12 protein-coding genes and 1 pseudogene are annotated in these 16742 nt (G+C 70.2%); 8 read left to right on the top strand and 5 right to left on the bottom strand.

The annotated features are described in order from the left end of the window. Positions 1-34: 34 nt before the first annotated feature. The 8 genes and pseudogenes from R2K23_RS22670 (at position 35) to hrpA (ending at position 10367) form a co-directional block, all read left to right on the top strand. Positions 35-1162, top strand: a complete 1128-nt coding sequence (locus R2K23_RS22670; protein ID WP_396893676.1) for a spirocyclase AveC family protein — start codon at positions 35-37, stop codon at positions 1160-1162. Continuing rightward, a complete protein-coding gene (locus R2K23_RS22665) occupies positions 1155-2171 on the top strand; it encodes an SDR family oxidoreductase (RefSeq protein WP_316512794.1) in 1017 nt (338 codons plus the stop codon). The genes R2K23_RS22670 and R2K23_RS22665 overlap by 8 nt, the downstream gene beginning before the upstream one ends. Further along, positions 2164-3648: an aldehyde dehydrogenase family protein gene (locus tag R2K23_RS22660; protein ID WP_316512791.1), complete on the top strand. Its 1485-nt coding sequence runs from the start codon at positions 2164-2166 to the stop codon at positions 3646-3648. The genes R2K23_RS22665 and R2K23_RS22660 overlap by 8 nt, the downstream gene beginning before the upstream one ends. 27 nt (positions 3649-3675) lie before the next feature. Continuing rightward, positions 3676-4893 (top strand): cytochrome P450, encoded by a 1218-nt coding sequence (locus R2K23_RS22655; protein ID WP_316512789.1) that lies wholly within the window; start codon positions 3676-3678, stop codon positions 4891-4893. Between the two features lie 9 nt (positions 4894-4902). Next, positions 4903-5046: pseudogene (locus R2K23_RS24920) on the top strand (SDR family NAD(P)-dependent oxidoreductase); the annotation flags it as partial. A gap of 7 nt (positions 5047-5053) precedes the next feature. Beyond that, positions 5054-5401 carry a Rossmann-fold NAD(P)-binding domain-containing protein gene (locus R2K23_RS22645; protein WP_316517497.1) on the top strand — a complete coding sequence of 116 codons (348 nt, stop codon included), beginning with the start codon at positions 5054-5056 and terminating at the stop codon, positions 5399-5401. Positions 5402-5522: 121 nt separating this feature from the next. Beyond that, positions 5523-6419: a mycobacterial-type methylenetetrahydrofolate reductase gene (locus tag R2K23_RS22640; protein WP_316512786.1), complete on the top strand. Its 897-nt coding sequence runs from the start codon at positions 5523-5525 to the stop codon at positions 6417-6419. After that, entirely contained in the window at positions 6420-10367 is a 3948-nt protein-coding gene (gene hrpA, locus R2K23_RS22635) for an ATP-dependent RNA helicase HrpA (RefSeq protein ID WP_316512784.1), read from the top strand. A gap of 4 nt (positions 10368-10371) precedes the next feature. On the opposite strand, the gene R2K23_RS22630 is transcribed toward hrpA, so the two are convergent. Genes R2K23_RS22630 through R2K23_RS22610 form a run of 5 tightly spaced genes read right to left on the bottom strand, consistent with a single transcriptional unit; the run spans position 10372 to position 16677 of the window. Beyond that, positions 10372-11184: an acyl-CoA thioesterase gene (locus tag R2K23_RS22630; protein ID WP_316512781.1), complete on the bottom strand. Its 813-nt coding sequence runs from the start codon at positions 11182-11184 to the stop codon at positions 10372-10374. A gap of 51 nt (positions 11185-11235) precedes the next feature. Then, entirely contained in the window at positions 11236-12393 is a 1158-nt protein-coding gene (locus R2K23_RS22625) for an acyl-CoA dehydrogenase family protein (RefSeq protein WP_316512780.1), read from the bottom strand. Next, the gene (locus R2K23_RS22620; RefSeq protein WP_316512777.1) at positions 12386-13594 is read right to left on the bottom strand and encodes an acyl-CoA dehydrogenase family protein; all 1209 of its coding nucleotides are present in this window, start codon (positions 13592-13594) and stop codon (positions 12386-12388) included. Before R2K23_RS22620 ends, R2K23_RS22625 begins: the two co-directional genes overlap by 8 nt. Before the next feature lie 57 nt (positions 13595-13651). Further along, complete coding sequence (locus tag R2K23_RS22615) at positions 13652-15220, bottom strand: acyl-CoA carboxylase subunit beta (RefSeq protein ID WP_316512776.1); 1569 nt, start codon at positions 15218-15220, stop codon at positions 13652-13654. Positions 15221-15234: 14 nt separating this feature from the next. Next, on the bottom strand, positions 15235-16677 hold the full coding sequence (locus R2K23_RS22610; RefSeq protein ID WP_316512775.1) for a PepSY-associated TM helix domain-containing protein: 1443 nt from the start codon (positions 16675-16677) through the stop codon (positions 15235-15237). Between the last annotated feature and the right edge of the window lie 65 nt (positions 16678-16742).

The following is a 16742-nucleotide window of genomic DNA, read 5'->3' as shown; positions in this document are numbered from 1 at the left end:
GAGCCCTCCGGTGACCACCGAGGAGTTCGCGCCGCTGGCCACCGAGAAACCCTCGGCCCGAAAGGATCCCGCGGCTCGAACCGGCCCCAACTGGGGACGGTGGGCGGGTGCCTTCGCGCTGATCGCCTTCTTCGGGCTCTTCATCGCGTTCGCGCGCACCGAGGTCCATCCCCGGGTGGCGAACCCGAACGTCGAGGGCCGACCCCGACCGGTCGAGTTCCTGTTCGGATTCGACGGGTGGCTGTGGGTGCACCAGATCGGCACCGTGGTGCTGTTGGTGGTCCTCGTGGTGATCTTCGTGCGCGGGTGGCGGCGCGATCCGGGTAGCCCGATCATGTTGATGTTCCTGTGCACCACCCTGATCGTGTGGCAGGACCCGATCATGAACTGGGCGCCGTTCGCGGTGTACAACCCTGAATTGATCCACTGGCCGGAAAACTGGCCGTTGATCATGCTGTCGCCGACAGTCGAGCCGTTCATCGTGTTCGGCTACGTCGCGTTCTACTTCGCCCCGTTCTTCCCGGCCATCTGGATCCTGCGCAAATGGCAGGCCAAGTACGGGCCCACTGCCTTCGTGTCACGGCACCCCCTGATCAGCCTCGGGTTGCTGGTGCTGGTCATCGGCTTCATCTTCGACGCGATCCTGGAGGTGAGCCTGGTCCGCACGGGCCTGTACATCTACTCCCAGGCCATCCCGTTCGGAACGTTGTTCCCCGGCACCACCTTCCAGTTCCCGCTGATCTGGGAATCGCTGGCGGTGACGTTCGTGATGATCCCGGCGGCCATCCTGTGCTACCGGGACGACACCGGCAAGTCGGTGGCCGAGAAGCTGGCCGCGCGCGCGAAACTGTTCCCGAAGAAACCGGTGTTGGGCACCTTCCTGGTGATGTTCACGATCATCAACGTCGCCTACTTCGCCTACGGCTCCTGGTTCGCCGCCATCAAGGCCAGTGGCCTGGCCACCGCGGTGGCCTGCCCCTGGCCGTACCCGGAGGCGAAAGTGTATGACCCGCAGGGGTATTTCGAGAAGGAAGGCGCCCAGGGGCCGTTCTCGGTCGGCAAGTGGGCCACCTGGCAGAGCGGTCTGCCCAACGGCCGGCCCGACGTGGAACCGCCGCCGCCCGGGGAAGGCAAGTGCGCACCGGAGAACCAGGATGGGTGAGCCGCGCACCGTCGTCGTCACCGGGGCGTCGCGGGGGCTGGGCTTCGCGTCGACCGTCCGGTTGTATCGCGAGGGGTGGCGCGTGGTCGCGGCGATGCGCACGCCGGACCGGGGGATGCCGCTGCTGCGTGAGGCCACCGGCGCCGGCGAGGATGATCCGCGGCTGATCGGTGTGCAACTCGACTTGATGGACCACGCGTCGGTCACCGCCGCGGCCAAGCTCATCGAGGAGTCCGTCGGCGCTCCGTACGCCATCGTGCACAACGCCGGTATCTCTGCGGCCGGCATGGTGGAGGAGGCCGACCTACAGCTCTGGCAGGACATGTTCGCCACCCACGTCATGGGCCCCGTGGCGCTGACCAAGGCGTTGCTGCCGGCCATGCGCGCCGCCGGGGAGGGCCGCATCGTGCTGATCTCCAGCGCCGGCGGGGTGCGGGGCCAGCCCGGGATCGCGGCCTACTCCGCGGCCAAGGGTGCCCTGGAACGCTGGGGCGAGTCGATGGCGGGTGAGATCGCCCCCTTCGGGCTGGGCGTGACGGTGCTGGTGACCGGTACCTACGACACCGACATCATCACCGACGCCGGCACCATCGACGACCGCGATCTCGACGGCCCCTACGCCCGGGTGCACGACACCATGAACACCCGCGGTCGGTACGCCATGAGTTTCGCGCGGCCCCCGGAGAAGTTCACCGACGGCCTGCTGGCGGCGCTGGCCGACCGGGCCGGCTTCCGTCGGCGCGGCGTCGGCATCGAAGCATCGATGTTGTTGGTGGCCAACCGGATCCTGCCCGCCGCGGGCATGCACCACATGTCCCGGATGGTGCTGGGGATCCCGCGGCAGGGTGCGATGCGCGGCGGCGCGGTGCCCTTGACCGCCACGCAGCGGGCCATGGTGGTGGCCGCCAAGATTCTTCCGCAACCCGTCCTGCAGCGGCTCGGGCAGGCGGCCGCCCGCCGCCAGGCCGCGCGGCAGGACGCCGAACAAAAGAATGCGAACCATGACTGAGGCCGTAGCGGCACCGTACGAGTCCCGGATGCTGATCGACGGCAAGCTCGTCGACGGCGAAGCGGGCGCCTTCACCAACATCAATCCGGCCACCGAGGAGGTGCTCGGTGAGGTGGCCGATGCCTCGCGTGCGGACATGCGCCGCGCGATCGATGCGGCCCGCCGCTGCTTCGACGAGACCGACTGGGCCACCGATCACCAGTTCCGGAAGCGCTGCCTGCTGCAGTTGCACGACGCCATCGCCGGCGAATTGGAGGAACTGCGCGAGGAACTCATCCGGGAGGTGGGCGCGCCGCGCGCGGTGACCCACGGCCCGCAGCTGGACGCCCCGTTCGCCGACGGCCTGCGCTATCCCGCCGGTCTGATCGACACCTTCGGCTGGGAAACCGACCTCGGTGACACCGTGGTGTCGGTGACCGGCGTCAACACCACCCGCAAGGTCTGGCACGAGCCGGTCGGCGTCGTCGGGGCCATCGTCCCGTGGAACTTCCCCTTCGAGGTGAGCATCAACAAGCTCGGTCAGGCGCTGGCCGCGGGCAACACCGTGGTGCTCAAAGCCGCGCCGGACACCCCGTTCAACGCCACCCGGCTCGGCCGGCTGATCGCCGAGCACACCGATATGCCGGCCGGCGCGGTGAACGTGGTGACCGCTTCGGATCACCTGGTCGGCGAGGAACTCACCCTCTCGCCGAAGGTGGACATGATCTCCTTCACCGGTTCCACCGCGGTGGGCAAGCGCATCATGGAAAAAGGCGCGGCGACCATGAAGCGGCTGTTCCTCGAACTCGGCGGCAAATCGGCGACCATCGTGCTCGACGACGCCGACTTCAACACGGCCTGCCTGATCGGTATCGGTCCGCTGCTACACGCCGGTCAAGGATGCGCCGCGCCCACCCGGATATTGTTGCCGCGCTCCAGGTATGACGAGGGTGTCGCGATCCTGCAGGGCATCTACCAGAACATCGCTCCCGGCGATCCGCAGGACCCCGGCACCTTGTGCGGGCCGGTGATCTCGGCCAAACAGCGGGACCGCATCCTCGGCTACATCCGCAAGGGTGTCGACGAGGGCGCGACGATGCTGGTGGGCAGCGCCGCGGCGCCCGCGGAGTTCGACAAGGGATTCTGGGTCAGCCCGACGCTGTTCACCGAGGTGGACAACTCGATGACCATTGCGCAGGAGGAGATCTTCGGCCCGGTGCTGACGGTCATCGGATACGACGATGAGGACGACGCCGTCCGGATCGCCAACGACAGCCCGTACGGCCTGGCCGGCAACGTGATGTCGGGCTCGCTGGAGCGCTCCCTGGCCGTGGCGCGGCGGCTGCGGGCGGGGTTCATCGGCCTCAACGGCACCGCGGGCTACGGCGCGGACACCCCGTTCGGTGGTTACAAGGACAGCGGCGTCGGCCGGCAGAACGGCGCCATCGGATTCGCGCAGTACACCGAGGTGAAATCGGTGGCCTACCCGGCCCAGTAAGCAGGCTTTCACCCCGTAAGGAGCACAATGGAACAGCTTTTCGACGATCTCGAGGATTTCGGCGCCTTCGACGACGCGATCTCCGGTGACGTCCGCGACCCCTATACCGAGTTGGCCCGGCTGCGCAACTCCGAACCCGTCCAACGCCTGGAGACCTCCGGGGCGTTGCCGCACGAGGAATCGCTGCCGATGTTCATCGTGTACCGCTACGAGGAGGCGCAGCAGATGCTGCGCGACAACGAGACCTTCTCCTCGGCGAGCGTCATCGCGGCGTTCGGCCCGGTGCTCGGCGAGCGGGTGATGCTCGGCATGGACGAACCGGTCCACGGCCGGCTGCGCGCGCTGGTGCAGAAGGCGTTCGGTCAGAAGGCCTTGGCGCGGTGGGAAGACGAGTTGGTCGGCCGGGTGGGCAACAGCCTGATCGACAACTTCGCGCCGAACGGCAAGGCCGACCTGGTGAAGGAATTCACCTTCGACTACCCGAGCCAGATCATCGCCGGGTTGCTCGGGCTGCCGGAGGACGACTACCCGCAGTTCCAGCGCTGGTCCATCTCACTGCTGAGCTGGCTGATGAACCCGGAGCGCGGACTCGCTGCGTCGCAGGCGTTGTGCGACTACTTCGCGCCGATCCTCGACGCCCGCCGGGCCGACCCACGCGAGGACCTCATCAGCGCGTTGGCGGCGGCCGAGATCGACGGCGAGAAGCTTGCGGACGAGGAGATCTTCTCCTTCCTGCGACTGCTGCTGCCCGCCGGAGTGGAGACCACCTACCGGGCGCTGGGCAGCCTGCTGCTGGCGCTGCTGTCGGATCCGGCACAGCTGGAAGCCATCCGCGCCGATCGGTCGCTGCTCCCGCAGGCCATCGAGGAGGGCGTGCGCTGGGAAGCTCCGCTGCTCACCATCACCCGGGTGGCCACCCGCGACACCGTGCTCGGCGGGGTGCAGATCCCGGCCGGGGCGACGGTCATGCCGATGCTGGGCGCGGCCAACCGGCAGGACGATCGGTACCCCGATCCCAACACATTCGACCTGTTCCGCACCCCCAAGGGACACCTGGGCTGGGGGCACGGCGTGCACGTGTGTCTCGGCATGCACCTGGCGCGCCTCGAAATGCGCACGGCCATCAACCTTTTGCTGGACCGGCTGCCCAACCTTCGGCTGGACCCGGACGCGGGTGATCCGCACATCCGCGGCCAGGTGTTCCGTTCACCCACCGCCGTGCCGGTCCTGTTCGACCCGCAGTAACGGGCCGTGGTGACCGAACTTCGTTTCGACGACCGGGTCGTGGTCGTCACCGGCGCCGGCCGCGGCGTGGGGCGCAGCTACGCGTTGCTGTTGGCCGCCCGCGGAGCGCGGGTGGTGGTCGCTCACCCGCAATCTCGCCACCGAGGGGGCGGCGCACGGGATCGCGGTCAACGCGGTCGCCCCGCGCGCCTTCACCCGCATGTCGGCCTCCCACTCGGACAAGGTGGCGGCCGTGCTGTCGCTGAGCAGCGAGGTGATGGACCAGATCAACGCCGGCATGCCCCCGGACCTCGTCGCCCCGGCCGCGGCCTTCCTGGCGCACGAGTCGTGTCCGCTCACCGGCGAGGTACTGCAGGCCGGCATGGGCGGGGTCGCCCGGATGGCCATGGTGGTCAGCCAGGGCATATCGAACCCGTCGCTGACGATCGAGGACGTCGCCGGGCAACTGGACCGCATCATGGACCTCGACGGGGCGGGTCTGACCGGTGCGGCCGCGCCCCGCCTGTGAGGTCGTCCTAGCGCCCGGGCGCGAACCCGGTGCGGCTATCGTGTCCTGAGGTGCCGATCCCCGGCCGCCGGCGATGGCGATGCGGCCACACTCACCGGCAAGCCGTCCTAGGAGCTATTTCGTGACCCTCAACACCGTTGCGCTGGAACTCGTGCCGCCCAACGCCGAGCTCGGCCGCGGACGCGCCATCGAGGAGGCACACAAGGTGCGGGAGGCCGCGTCGGCCACCGGCCTGGAGGGGCGGATCGGGCACGTGATGATGCCCAGCATGATCGAGGAGGACGACGGCCGTCCCGTCGAGATGAAGCCGAAGATGGACGTCCTGGACTTCTGGAACGTCATCAAGCCGGAACTTCCCGGGGTCAGCGGATTGTGCACCCAGGTCACCGCGTTCCTCGACGAAGATCCGCTGCGCCGCCGGGTGCGTGACCTGCAGGACGCCGGGATCGAGGGCATCGCCTTCGTCGGGGTTCCGCGCACCATGAACGACGGCGAGGGCCACGGGGTCGCCCCGACCGACGCGCTGTCGCTGTTCGAGGCCGAGGTGCCCAACCGCGGCGCGATCCTGATCCCCACCCGCGACGGCGAGCACGGCCGGTTCAACTTCAAATGCGACCGCGGCGCCACCTACGGCCTGACCCAGCTGTTGTACTCCGACGCCATCGTCGACTTCCTGACCCGGTTCGCCGCCGAGACCGATCATCGCCCCGAGATCCTGCTGTCGTTCGGATTCGTGCCGCAGGTCGAGACCCGGGTGGGTCTTATCAACTGGCTGATCCAGGATCCCGGGAACGCGGCGGTCGCCGAGGAGCAGGAGTTCGTGAGGTCGTTGGCCGCCGACGAACCGGCGCAGCGCCGCCGACGGATGGTGGACCTGTACAAGCGGGTGATCGACGGGGTCGCCGAGCTGGGTTTCCCGCTGAGCATCCATCTGGAGGCCACCTACGCCGTCAACAAGGCCGCCTTCGACACCTTCGCGGAGCTGCTGGCCTACTGGTCCCCGCCTATCCTCGACTGAGTGTCCGATCCATCTTCGCGCGAGGCGGTGCGCGCGCTGCGCGCCCGCCTGGACGGGCTGACGATCCGCGACGCGGCCCGGCTGGGACGGCGGCTCAAGGGCCTGCGGAAGCCCACTCCGGACGCCCTGGCCAAGATTGAGAACCAGATCGGCAGCGCCGAGGCGCTGGTGGTGGCGCGCCGCGACGCGGTGCCGCAGATCAGCTATCCCGACCTGCCGGTCAGCGCGTCCCGGGACGAACTGGCCGCCGCGATCAACGCCAACCAGGTCGTGGTCGTCGCCGGCGCGACCGGCTCCGGAAAGACCACCCAGCTGCCCAAGCTCTGTCTGGAACTCGGCCGCGGGATCCGCGGCACCATTGGGCACACCCAGCCGCGGCGGCTGGCCGCGCGCACGGTGGCCCAGCGGATCGCCGACGAACTGGGCACCCCGCTCGGCGAGACCGTCGGCTATACGGTCCGGTTCACCGATCAGGCCGGCGACCGCACCCTGATCAAGCTGATGACCGACGGCATCCTGTTGGCCGAGATCCAGCGGGACCGGCGACTGCTGCGCTACGACACCCTGATCCTCGACGAGGCGCACGAACGCAGCCTCAACATCGACTTCCTGCTCGGCTACCTGCGGGAGCTGCTGCCCCGCCGACCGGACCTGAAGGTCATCGTCACCTCGGCGACCATCGAACCGGAGCGGTTCGCGGCGCACTTCGGCGACGCCGGACGACCGGCTCCGATCGTCGAGGTGTCCGGACGCACCTACCCCGTCGAGATCCGGTACCGCCCCTTGGAGGTGGCCGTCGGCGACGCGCAGGACGACGCGGACCCCGACGACCCCGACCACGAGATCATCCGCAGCGAGACCCGCGACCAGACCGAGGCCATCCTCGACGCGGTCGACGAACTGGCCGCCGAACCACCCGGCGACGTCTTGGTGTTCCTGTCCGGGGAGCGCGAGATCCGGGACACCGCCGAAGCTTTGCGGGCCGCCCACACCGGCGGCCACGAGCTGGAAGTGCTGCCGCTGTACGCCCGGCTGCCCACCGCCGAGCAGCAGCGGGTGTTCAGCCCCCGGCCGGCCGACAACCTACGCCGGCGAATCGTGCTGGCCACCAACGTCGCCGAGACGTCGCTGACGGTGCCGGGCATCCGCTACGTCATCGACCCCGGGACCGCCCGGATCTCCCGCTACAGCCGCCGGACCAAGGTGCAGCGGCTGCCGATCGAACCGATCTCGCAGGCGTCGGCCGATCAGCGGGCAGGGCGGTCCGGCCGCACCGCGCCCGGCGTCTGCATCCGGCTGTACTCAGAGCCGGATTTCGCGGCTCGGCCGCGTTACACCGACCCGGAGATCCTGCGCACCAACCTGTCCGCGGTGATCCTGCAGATGGCGGCACTGGGCCTCGGCGACATCGAGAGCTTCCCGTTCCTGGATCCGCCGGAGGGCCGCAGTATCCGCGACGGCGTGCAGCTGCTGCAGGAACTCGGCGCCTTCGACGCCGGCGGTGCCATCACCGAGCTGGGCCGTCGGTTGGCGCAGCTGCCCGTCGACCCCCGGCTGGGCCGGATGATCCTGGCGGCCGACGAACAGGGCTGTGTCGCAGAGGTATTGGTGCTGGCGGCGGCGCTGTCGATCCCGGATCCGCGCGAGCGCCCCACCGACCGCGAGGAAGCCGCCCGGCAAAAGCATGCCCGCTTCGCCGACGAGCACTCCGACTTCATGACCTATCTGAACCTGTGGAACTATCTGCGTGAGCAGCGAAAGGCCCGGTCCGGAAACGCCTTTCGGCGGATGTGTCGCGAGGAGTTCCTGCATTACCTGCGCATCCGCGAGTGGCAGGACCTGGTCGGCCAGTTGCGCAGCATCGCCGCCGGGCTCGGGATCCGGGCCGGCGAGGCGGGCGGGGAACCGGCGGACCCGAACCGGGTGCACGCGGCGCTGACGGCGGGCCTGCTGTCGCACATCGGGATGCGGGACGGAGATTCCCGGGAATATCAGGGGGCGCGGAACTCCCGGTTCGTGTTGGCGCCCGGATCCGTGCTGACCAAACGGCCGCCGCGCTGGCTGGTGGTCGCCGAACTGGTGGAGACCAGCCGGCTCTACGGGCGGATCGCGGCGCGTATCGAACCGGAAGCCATTGAGGGCATCGCCGGTGACCTGGTGCAGCGCAGCTACAGCGAGCCGCACTGGAGTGCCAAGCGCGGGGCCGCGATGGCCTACGAGCGGGTGACGCTCTACGGCTTGCCGCTGGTGGTGCGGCGGCCGGTGGACTTCGCGCGCACCGACCCGGAGTTGGCGCGCGAGATGTTCATTCGGCACGCCCTGGTCGACGGCGAGTGGCAGACCCGGCACCACTTCTTCCGGGACAACACCGCGCTGCGCAACGAACTCGTCGAGGTCGAGGAGCGCGCGCGCCGGCGTGACCTCATGGTCAGCGACGACGAGATCTACGCGCTGTATGACGCCCGCATCCCGGCCGACGTCGTCTCGGTCCGGCACTTCGACGCCTGGTGGAAGAAGCAGCGGCACCGCACCCCGGACCTGCTCACCTTCACCCGGGACGAATTGCTACGCGGCGACGACGACGCCGAGCATCCCGACGTCTGGCGCGCCGACGACGTCGCGTTGCCGCTGACCTACCGGTTCGAGCCCGGCGCCGAGGACGACGGCGTGACCGTGCATGTGCCGCTGGAGGTGCTGGCCCGGCTCGGCGGTGACAGCTTTGCCTGGCAGGTCCCGGCGTTGCGCGAGGAATTGGTCACCGCGCTGATCAAGTCGCTGCCGAAGGATCTGCGGCGCAACTTCGTTCCCGCACCGGACACCGCGCGGGCGGTGCTGCCCGAACTGGAGCCGGGCACCGAACCGCTGCTCGACGCCCTGCAGCGGGCTCTGCGTCGGCGCACCGGCGTGGTGGTCCCGGTGTCGGCGTTCGACCTGGAGAAGATCCCCGCGCACCTGCGCGTCACCTTCGCCGTGGAGAACGCCGACGGTGCCGAGGTGGCCCGGGGCAAGGACATCGACGCGTTGCGGGAGAACCTGGCGGGGACCACCCGCGTGGCAGTGGCCAAGGCGCTGGCCGACGGCGTGGAACGGACCGGCCTGCGGGACTGGCCCGCGGACCTCGAGACGCTGCCGCAGACCGTCGAATCGGTCAGCGGCGGCAACCCGGTGCGGGGCTACCCGGCGTTGGTCGCCGCCGGTGCCGCGGTGGACGTGCGGGTCCTCCCGACGCCCGAGGAACAGCGCGCCGCGATGCGGGCGGGCACCCGGGCGCTGCTGCGCCTCGTGGTCCCGGTGCCGACCAAGGCCCTCGAGCGCGAACTGGACCCCCGCGCGCGGCTGATCCTGGGCAACAATCCCAACGGGTCGCTGTCGGCTCTGATCGAGGACTGCGCCGACGCCGCGATCGCCGCGCTGGCGCCCGAACCGGCCTGGACCCGAGACGAATTCGCGGCCCTGCGCCGGCGGGTGGCGGACGGATTGGGTGCGCGGACGCGCGATCTGCTGGCCCGCGCGCAGCGGGTGCTGGCCGCCTATCACGACGTGCGAGTGGGGCTCCCGGATCAGCCCAACGCGGCGCAGGCCGACGCCGTCGCCGACATCCGCGCGCAACTCGCCGACCTGATGCCCGCCGGATTCGTCAGCGCGGCCGGGGCGGGGCATCTCGCTGATCTGACCCGCTATCTGACCGCGATCGCCCGGCGGCTGGAACGCTTGGCGCAGGCACCGGGCGCCGACCGCGAACGGATGCTGCGCGTGCATGCCGTCGAAGACGCTTATCATGAACTGCTGCAGTCACTTTCACCGATCCGGGCGCAGGCCCAGGACGTCCGTGAGATCGGCCGGCAGATCGAGGAGTTCCGGGTCAGCCTGTGGGCCCAGCAGCTCGGCACGCCGAAGCCGGTCAGCGAGAAGCGGATCTACCGCGCCATCGACGCGGTGCTGCGCTGAGCGCTCACGCCTTGAAGTACACCAGCTGGTGGGTGGTGGCCAGCAGCGCCCCGGAACGGGACCAGAGTTCGGCTGATTGGTCGAAGTACCCGTTCGAGAACCGGTTCCCGCGCGCGCAGCCGAGCAGGAAATCGTCGCCCACGGACTGTAATTCGGCGCTGTCGGCGTGGAAGTAGATGGTCATGGAGATGGTGCCGGCGGGGCCGACCTGCGCGCGCCGCACATAGGACCGCGGATAGAAGATGTCGCACAGGGCGGTCAGCGCGGCGTAGTCGTGGGTCCGGCCGCGGCGATCGCGCACCCACAGCTTGGTCAACGAGGACGGGCTGGGACCGTCGTCGGGTCCGGGATACGGCCCCTCGATGACCCGCATGTCGTAGTTGCCGATCCACACCGCGACCCCGCGCGGTGTGCCCGGCTCCGGCAGGTCCTCGGGGACCGGCACGTCGGGCGCGATGAGTTCGGTGTCCGACCAGGTTTCGCGGCGGATGCCGAAGATCGCGGTGGCGGTGGTCTTGGGCGCACCGTCCTGGGACAGTTCGGCATACCAGTGCTGGTTGGTCCGATTGGTGCGCAGCGCGCGTGCGGACACCTGGAACTCGCCGTCGGCGATCGGCGCGAGGAAGTTGACCGTCAGGGTCAGCGGTGCGCCGTGCGCGTCGGGCTGGGACTCGATCGCGTGCAGCAGGGTGGCCGCGGTGATCCCGCCGAACGGACCCACCATGTTGTTCCAGCCCGGGTCGGTACGGCCGCGCAGCGTCCCGTCGTCGGAGTGCTCGAGGGCGATGCCGACGTCGAAAGGATGCTGCTCAGCCATAGACCGAATGGTACATAGCGCGTGGCGGGTGACCGGTGTCGGCTGCCCGGGTCAGCCGGGCACGCCGACCGCGACGTCCGGAACCCGCTCCACCGACGCGTCGTCGAGCACCAATTGCGCCACCCGGTCGCGATGCTGCTCGGGCGACCCGAGCAACGCCGCGTCGCAGACGGCGCGCTTGAAGTACAGATGCGCCTGGTGCTCCCAGGTGAAGCCGATGCCGCCCAGGGTCTGGATGGTGTCGCGCGCAACCTGGCTGAACGCCGCCGAGCAGGTGGCCTGCGCAATGCTGGCCGCCAGCGCCGGATCGTCGCTGCCGTCGGTGAGCGCCCACACGGCGTGGTAGGCGGTCGACCGGGCGTGCTCGACCTCCACCAACAGATCGGCCAACCGGTGCTTGACGGCCTGGAACGACCCGATGGGCCGACCGAACTGCAGGCGGGTCTTGGCGTACTCCACGGCGATGTCGAGGAGATGCTGACTCGCGCCGACCTGTTCGACGGCCAACAGCACCGAACCGACCTGCAGCGCATGATTGATGACCCGCTCGGCCTCCTCGGCGCCGGCCACCAATTGCGCTGGGGCTTCGGAGAATTCCAGATCGGCCTGCGGGCGGGTGAGGTCCAGGGTCACCAGCTTGCGGCGCTGCACGGCGCCGGCGTCCACGGCGTACAGTCCCACGCCGTCGGATCCGTTGGCCGCCACCAGGATCACGTCGGCGGCGTCGCCGTCGACCACCCGCGCGACCGTACCGCTGACGGTGCCGGACTCGCCGGGGGTTGCGGTCAGCGTGACCCGACCGGCGTCGAACGCCCCGCCGTGATCGGGCACCGCGAAGGCCGCGGTCTTGCGGCCCTCGATCAGCTCGGGCAGCAGCGCATCGCGCGCGGCGCCGGCGGACGCGGCCACCAGCGCGGGGATCGCCAGGTACACGGTGCCGAACAGCGGACCGCAGGACAGCGCGGCACCCAGCTCCTCGACCGCGACGGCCTGGTCCACCAGGGTCCCGCCGACCCCGCCGGCGCCCTCGGGGACCGCCAGGCCCAGCACGCCGAGCTCGGCGCCGAGCCGTCCCCACACCTTCGGGTCGAAGGTGGGATCCGACTCCATCAGGCGCCGGACGGTCTCCTCGCCGAAGTTGTCCGCCGCGAACTTACGCACCGCCTTGCGCAGCTCCTGCTGCTCGGTGCTGAACGTGAACTCAGCCACGGGGGATCTCCTTCCACGGCATGCCGGCATCGGCACGCAGGTCGCCCGGCAGGCCCAGAACGCGCTCGCCGAGAATGTTGCGCATCACGTCGGAGGTGCCGCCTTCGATGGTGTTCGCGCGGCTGCGCAGGAACCGCTGCTGGATCGGCCCGCGCCAGTCGGTCTCGGAATCGCGCTCGGCCGGCAGGTTGTAGTCGTGGTACAGCACCCCTTCCGGCCCGAGCAGATCCATGCACCACTGGTAGATGTGCTGGTTGAGTTCGGCGCCGACCAGCTTGCCGATCGACCCCTCCGGGCCGGGGCCGCCGACACCGGCCGAGGCGCGGGAGCGTTCGGCGGTCAGACGTTGCGCCTCGGACCGCAGCCACAGCTGGGTCAGCCGGTCGCGCAGCACCGGCGTGCGCAGTTCGGGCCGGGCCGCCCACAATCCGACGGCATCGGAGATGGTGCCGGCGCCGCGTCGGCTGCCGCTGCCGCCCAGCGCACTGCGCTCGTTCATCAGCGTGGTCATTGCCACGCCCCAACCGTTGCCGACCGCGCCGAGACGATGGGCGTCGGGAATGCGCGCGTCGGTGAAGTACACCTCGTTGAACTCCGCCTGCCCGGTCAGCTGCCGCAGCGGCCGGGTCTCTACGCCCGGACCGTGCATGTCGATGACGAAGTAGGTCAGGCCTTTGTGCTTGGGCACGTTGGGATCGGTGCGCGCCAGCAACAATCCCCAGCGGGCGCGGTGCGCCAGGCTGGTCCACACCTTCTGGCCGTTGATCACCCAGTCTGCGCCCTCCCCGGAGCCGTCCTGTACCGCGGTGGTGGCCAGCCCGGCCAGGTCGGAGCCCGCGCCCGGCTCGGAGAACAGCTGGCACCAGATGTCCTCGGTGGTGGCGAGCGGGCGCAGCCAGAACGTCTTCAGTTCGTCGGACTGCGCATGCTCGCGGATGGTGGGCGCGGCCATGCCGTAGCCCATCGGGTTGAGCCCCAGCGGCACCGGACCGCCGGCGCCCTGCAGGATCCCGTCGGCCACGGCCTGCAGACCGCGGGAGACGCCGAGGCCACCCTGGCCCTCCGGGAAGTGGACCCAGGACAGGCCGGCGTCGTAACAGGCGCCGAGATACTCGGGAATCGGAACGGATTTCGGGTTGTGGTCGGCGACGACCTGCCGGGCGAGGTCGGCGACCCGTTCGGAGTCGGCAGCGGTGCTCATGGCAGCCACGATATGGAATGGACACCCGTCAACAAAGACCGGGGTGTGATTTGCGTCCTACCAGGTGTCCACGAACCGGGTGCGTCGCGGCCCGCGGTCGTGCAGCGTCGCCGCCTCGAGCGTGGCGACGATCAGTTCCCGGGTGTCGGCGGGGTCGATCACGTCGTCGATCTCGAAGATCGTTGCTGCGTTGAGGGCCGCGGCGTTCTGCTGCGCGGACGCCGTGGCTTGCCGTACCCGTTCCTCGCGCTCGGCCGGGTCGGCGATGGCCTCGAGTTCCTTGCGCAGGCCCAGGCGAACCGCCCCTTCCAGCCCCATCGGGCCCAGGTGCGCGCCCGGCCAGGCGACCGTCAGCAGCGGCTCCTGCAGACTGCCGCCGGCCATGGCCTGGGCGCCCAGCCCGTAGCCGCGGCGCAAAATCACCGCGATCAACGGCACCTCCAGCGCCGCCCCGGCCACCAGCATCCGCGACGCGCGCCGCACCAGCGCCTGCGCCTCGGCGTCGGGGCCCACCATGAACCCCGGGCAGTCCACCAGCGACACCACCGGCAACCCGAAGGCGTCACACAGCTGCAGGAAGCGCGCCGCCTTGTCGGAGGCGGGCGCGGTGATGGCCCCGGCCATGACCCGGGTGTTGTTGGCGATGAACCCGACCGGGCGCCCGTCGATGCGGCCCAGGGCGGTCACGAGTTCGGGCGCGAACCGCGGCCGCAGGAACGTCACGCTGTCCTGGTCGGCGAGCGTGGTGATGATCGGGTCGACGTGATAGGCGCGGCGGGCGCGTTCGGGAAGGATTGTGCGCAAAGAGGTTTGATCGGCGACCGGCCCCGGCTCGGCGGGTCCCTGGAAGTAGGACAGCAGACGTTTGGTGACCGCCACCGCCTCGGCCTCGTCGGCGACCACCACGTCGACCACGCCGTTGGGTTCCTGCACCGAGATGGGCCCCACCTCGTCGGGCGGCACGTCGCCCAGGCCGCCGCCGGTGATCATCGCCGGACCGCCCATCCCGATCGACGTGTCGGCGGTCGCCACGATCAGGTCGGCCGAACCCGCGATGACGGCGTTGCCCGCAAAACAGCGGCCCTTGACCACGGCGATGCGGGGGACCAGCCCGGACAGCACCGCCCACAGCTTGAACGCCCGCACTTCCAGCGAGGACACCGTCGGGTAGTCGGTGTCGCCGGGACGGCCGCCGCCGCCCTCGGCGAAGAACACCGTGGGCAGCCGCATCCGCTCGATCAGGTCGAAGAGCCGGTCCTTCTTGCGGTGCCCGAACACGCCCTGGGTGCCGGCCAGCACCGTGTAGTCGTAGGACAGCACCGCGCAGGCGCTGCGCTGCGGCCCGAACATCGCGCCGTTGACCCGCGCCGTGCCCGCCACCAGGCCGTCGGCCGGGGTCCGCGCGATCAGGTCGTCGACGGGACGACGTTGGCGCTGCGCGGCGATCGCGAACCGGCCGTACTCGACGAACGAGCCGGGATCGACCAGGTCGGCGATGTTCTCCCGGGCGGTGCGGGCCCCCGCGGCGTGGCGACGTTGCACCGCCTCGGGCCGGGCGGCGTCCTCGGTGAGTGCCCGACGGCGAAGCAACTCGAGATGGTTGTCCGGTAGGTCGCCGTCGGGCATCCGCGCTCCTCTGCTCAGTCCGCCGCGACCCGGTCGGGCGTGCGGCGCTTGACGCCACCGATGATCGCATCGACGACGACGAACGCAAGCAGACTCAGGCCGAACAGCGGCAGGAACCAGCCCACCGCGATCGCGGCGGCCGCCAGCGCCACTGTGGTCACGGGCGACAGGCTGCGGATCGCGCCGCGCAACGGCGGGCGTCCCATCGCCCACGCCGCGCCGCGGGTTGGCCGGCGCTGCCACCACATCCGGTAGCCGTGGACGATCAGGACGATGAGCCCGATTGCGATGAGCGCCAACACAATCTGGTTCGGTACCCCGAACAGGATCCCCATGTGGGTGTCGATGGCCCAGCGGGTGAGTTTCGCCAGCACGGGCCATTGCGCGAAGTCGACCCGGTCGGTGATGACCCCGGTCTCCGGGTGCACCGAGACGGCGTCGTTGCGGGTCGGCCAGTCCCGCTTCTTCTCCGCGACCAGCCAGCCCTGTTCGGCCTCGGCGGGGGGATACATCCACATCGGTTCCCGCAGGCCGGCGTCGTGGGCGGCGTGCAGCGCGATATCGGCGCCGGTCAGGAAATCCGCACCTTCGCCCGCCGGTCCGCCGTGCTGCGCGTGCGGCCCGGCGGCGGCGGTAGCGGCCGTTTCGCCCAGCGTGGTGTCCACGGCCGGGGCGGTGCCGCCCAGCGCCTGCTGCACCGAGTCGATGGAGGCGCCGCCATACCGGGACCAGGTGATCCCGGTGAGCGACAGGCCGAGCAGGCCCAGCAGGATCCACACCCCGATCACGGCGTGCCAGGACCGGGTGCGGCGGCGGCCCTTTCGCCCGCGGTCGGGCACCGCGATCCGCCGCCAGGACCCGGTCTGACGCCGGTGCCCGACCCACAACCACAGGCCGGCCAGCGCGGTGATGCCCAGCCAGCTGGCGGCCAGCTCGCTGTAGTGGCGGCCCACGGCATCCAGATGCAGGTTGCGGTGCAACTCGTCGAACCAGGCCCGGGTGGGCAGCCACTGCCCGTAGGTGGTCAGTGCGCCGCGCACCTCGGCGCTGTACGGATCGACGAAGACCGTGCGTTGGTAGTCGGGCGGGACGTCGTCGACCGCCAGGGTGACCCAGGTGGTCTCCTCGGGAGCCCCCGGCGGCCGGATGCTCGCCACGGTGCCCTCCGGGTGTGCGGCGCGGGCCGCGGCGAGTTGGTCGGCCAGCGGCAGCCGCTGGTCGCCGACGCGATCGACGGTCAGATGGTCGCGATGGACATAGGTGTCGAGCTGCGGAATCAGGGCGTACATCAGCCCCGTCACCGCCGCGATCAGGATGAAGGGGCCGACGAACACGCCGGCGTAGAAGTGCAGCCGGCGCAGCAGCGCGGCAAAGCCGTGCGGCCGGGGCGGTGGCGCGCAGCGGCCCGGTGGACTGGGCTCGTCGTACGGAGGCTTTTCGGATTCGGTTGTGGTCATGGTGCGCTTTCGGTTACGTCGAAAAAGGAAGCACAACGCCGACCGGGGTCGGGGTTGGTGCACAA

The organism is Mycolicibacterium sp. MU0050, assembly GCF_963378085.1.
Classification (GTDB): domain Bacteria; phylum Actinomycetota; class Actinomycetes; order Mycobacteriales; family Mycobacteriaceae; genus Mycobacterium; species Mycobacterium wendilense.
Note: the sequence above shows the minus strand (reverse complement) of the source record. Positions and strands in the feature narration are given on the sequence as shown.

What these genes read in the sequence shown, in the direction of transcription:
- R2K23_RS22610 (WP_316512775.1), bottom strand. Translation starts at nt 16,677, where the DNA reads ATGACCACAACCGAATCCGAAAAGCCTCCGTACGACGAGCCCAGTCCA.
- R2K23_RS22630 (WP_316512781.1), bottom strand. Translation starts at nt 11,184, where the DNA reads ATGGCTGAGCAGCATCCTTTCGACGTCGGCATCGCCCTCGAGCACTCC.
- R2K23_RS22660 (WP_316512791.1), top strand. Translation starts at nt 2,164, where the DNA reads ATGACTGAGGCCGTAGCGGCACCGTACGAGTCCCGGATGCTGATCGAC.
- R2K23_RS22620 (WP_316512777.1), bottom strand. Translation starts at nt 13,594, where the DNA reads ATGAGCACCGCTGCCGACTCCGAACGGGTCGCCGACCTCGCCCGGCAG.
- R2K23_RS22665 (WP_316512794.1), top strand. Translation starts at nt 1,155, where the DNA reads ATGGGTGAGCCGCGCACCGTCGTCGTCACCGGGGCGTCGCGGGGGCTG.
- R2K23_RS22615 (WP_316512776.1), bottom strand. Translation starts at nt 15,220, where the DNA reads ATGCCCGACGGCGACCTACCGGACAACCATCTCGAGTTGCTTCGCCGT.
- R2K23_RS22655 (WP_316512789.1), top strand. Translation starts at nt 3,676, where the DNA reads ATGGAACAGCTTTTCGACGATCTCGAGGATTTCGGCGCCTTCGACGAC.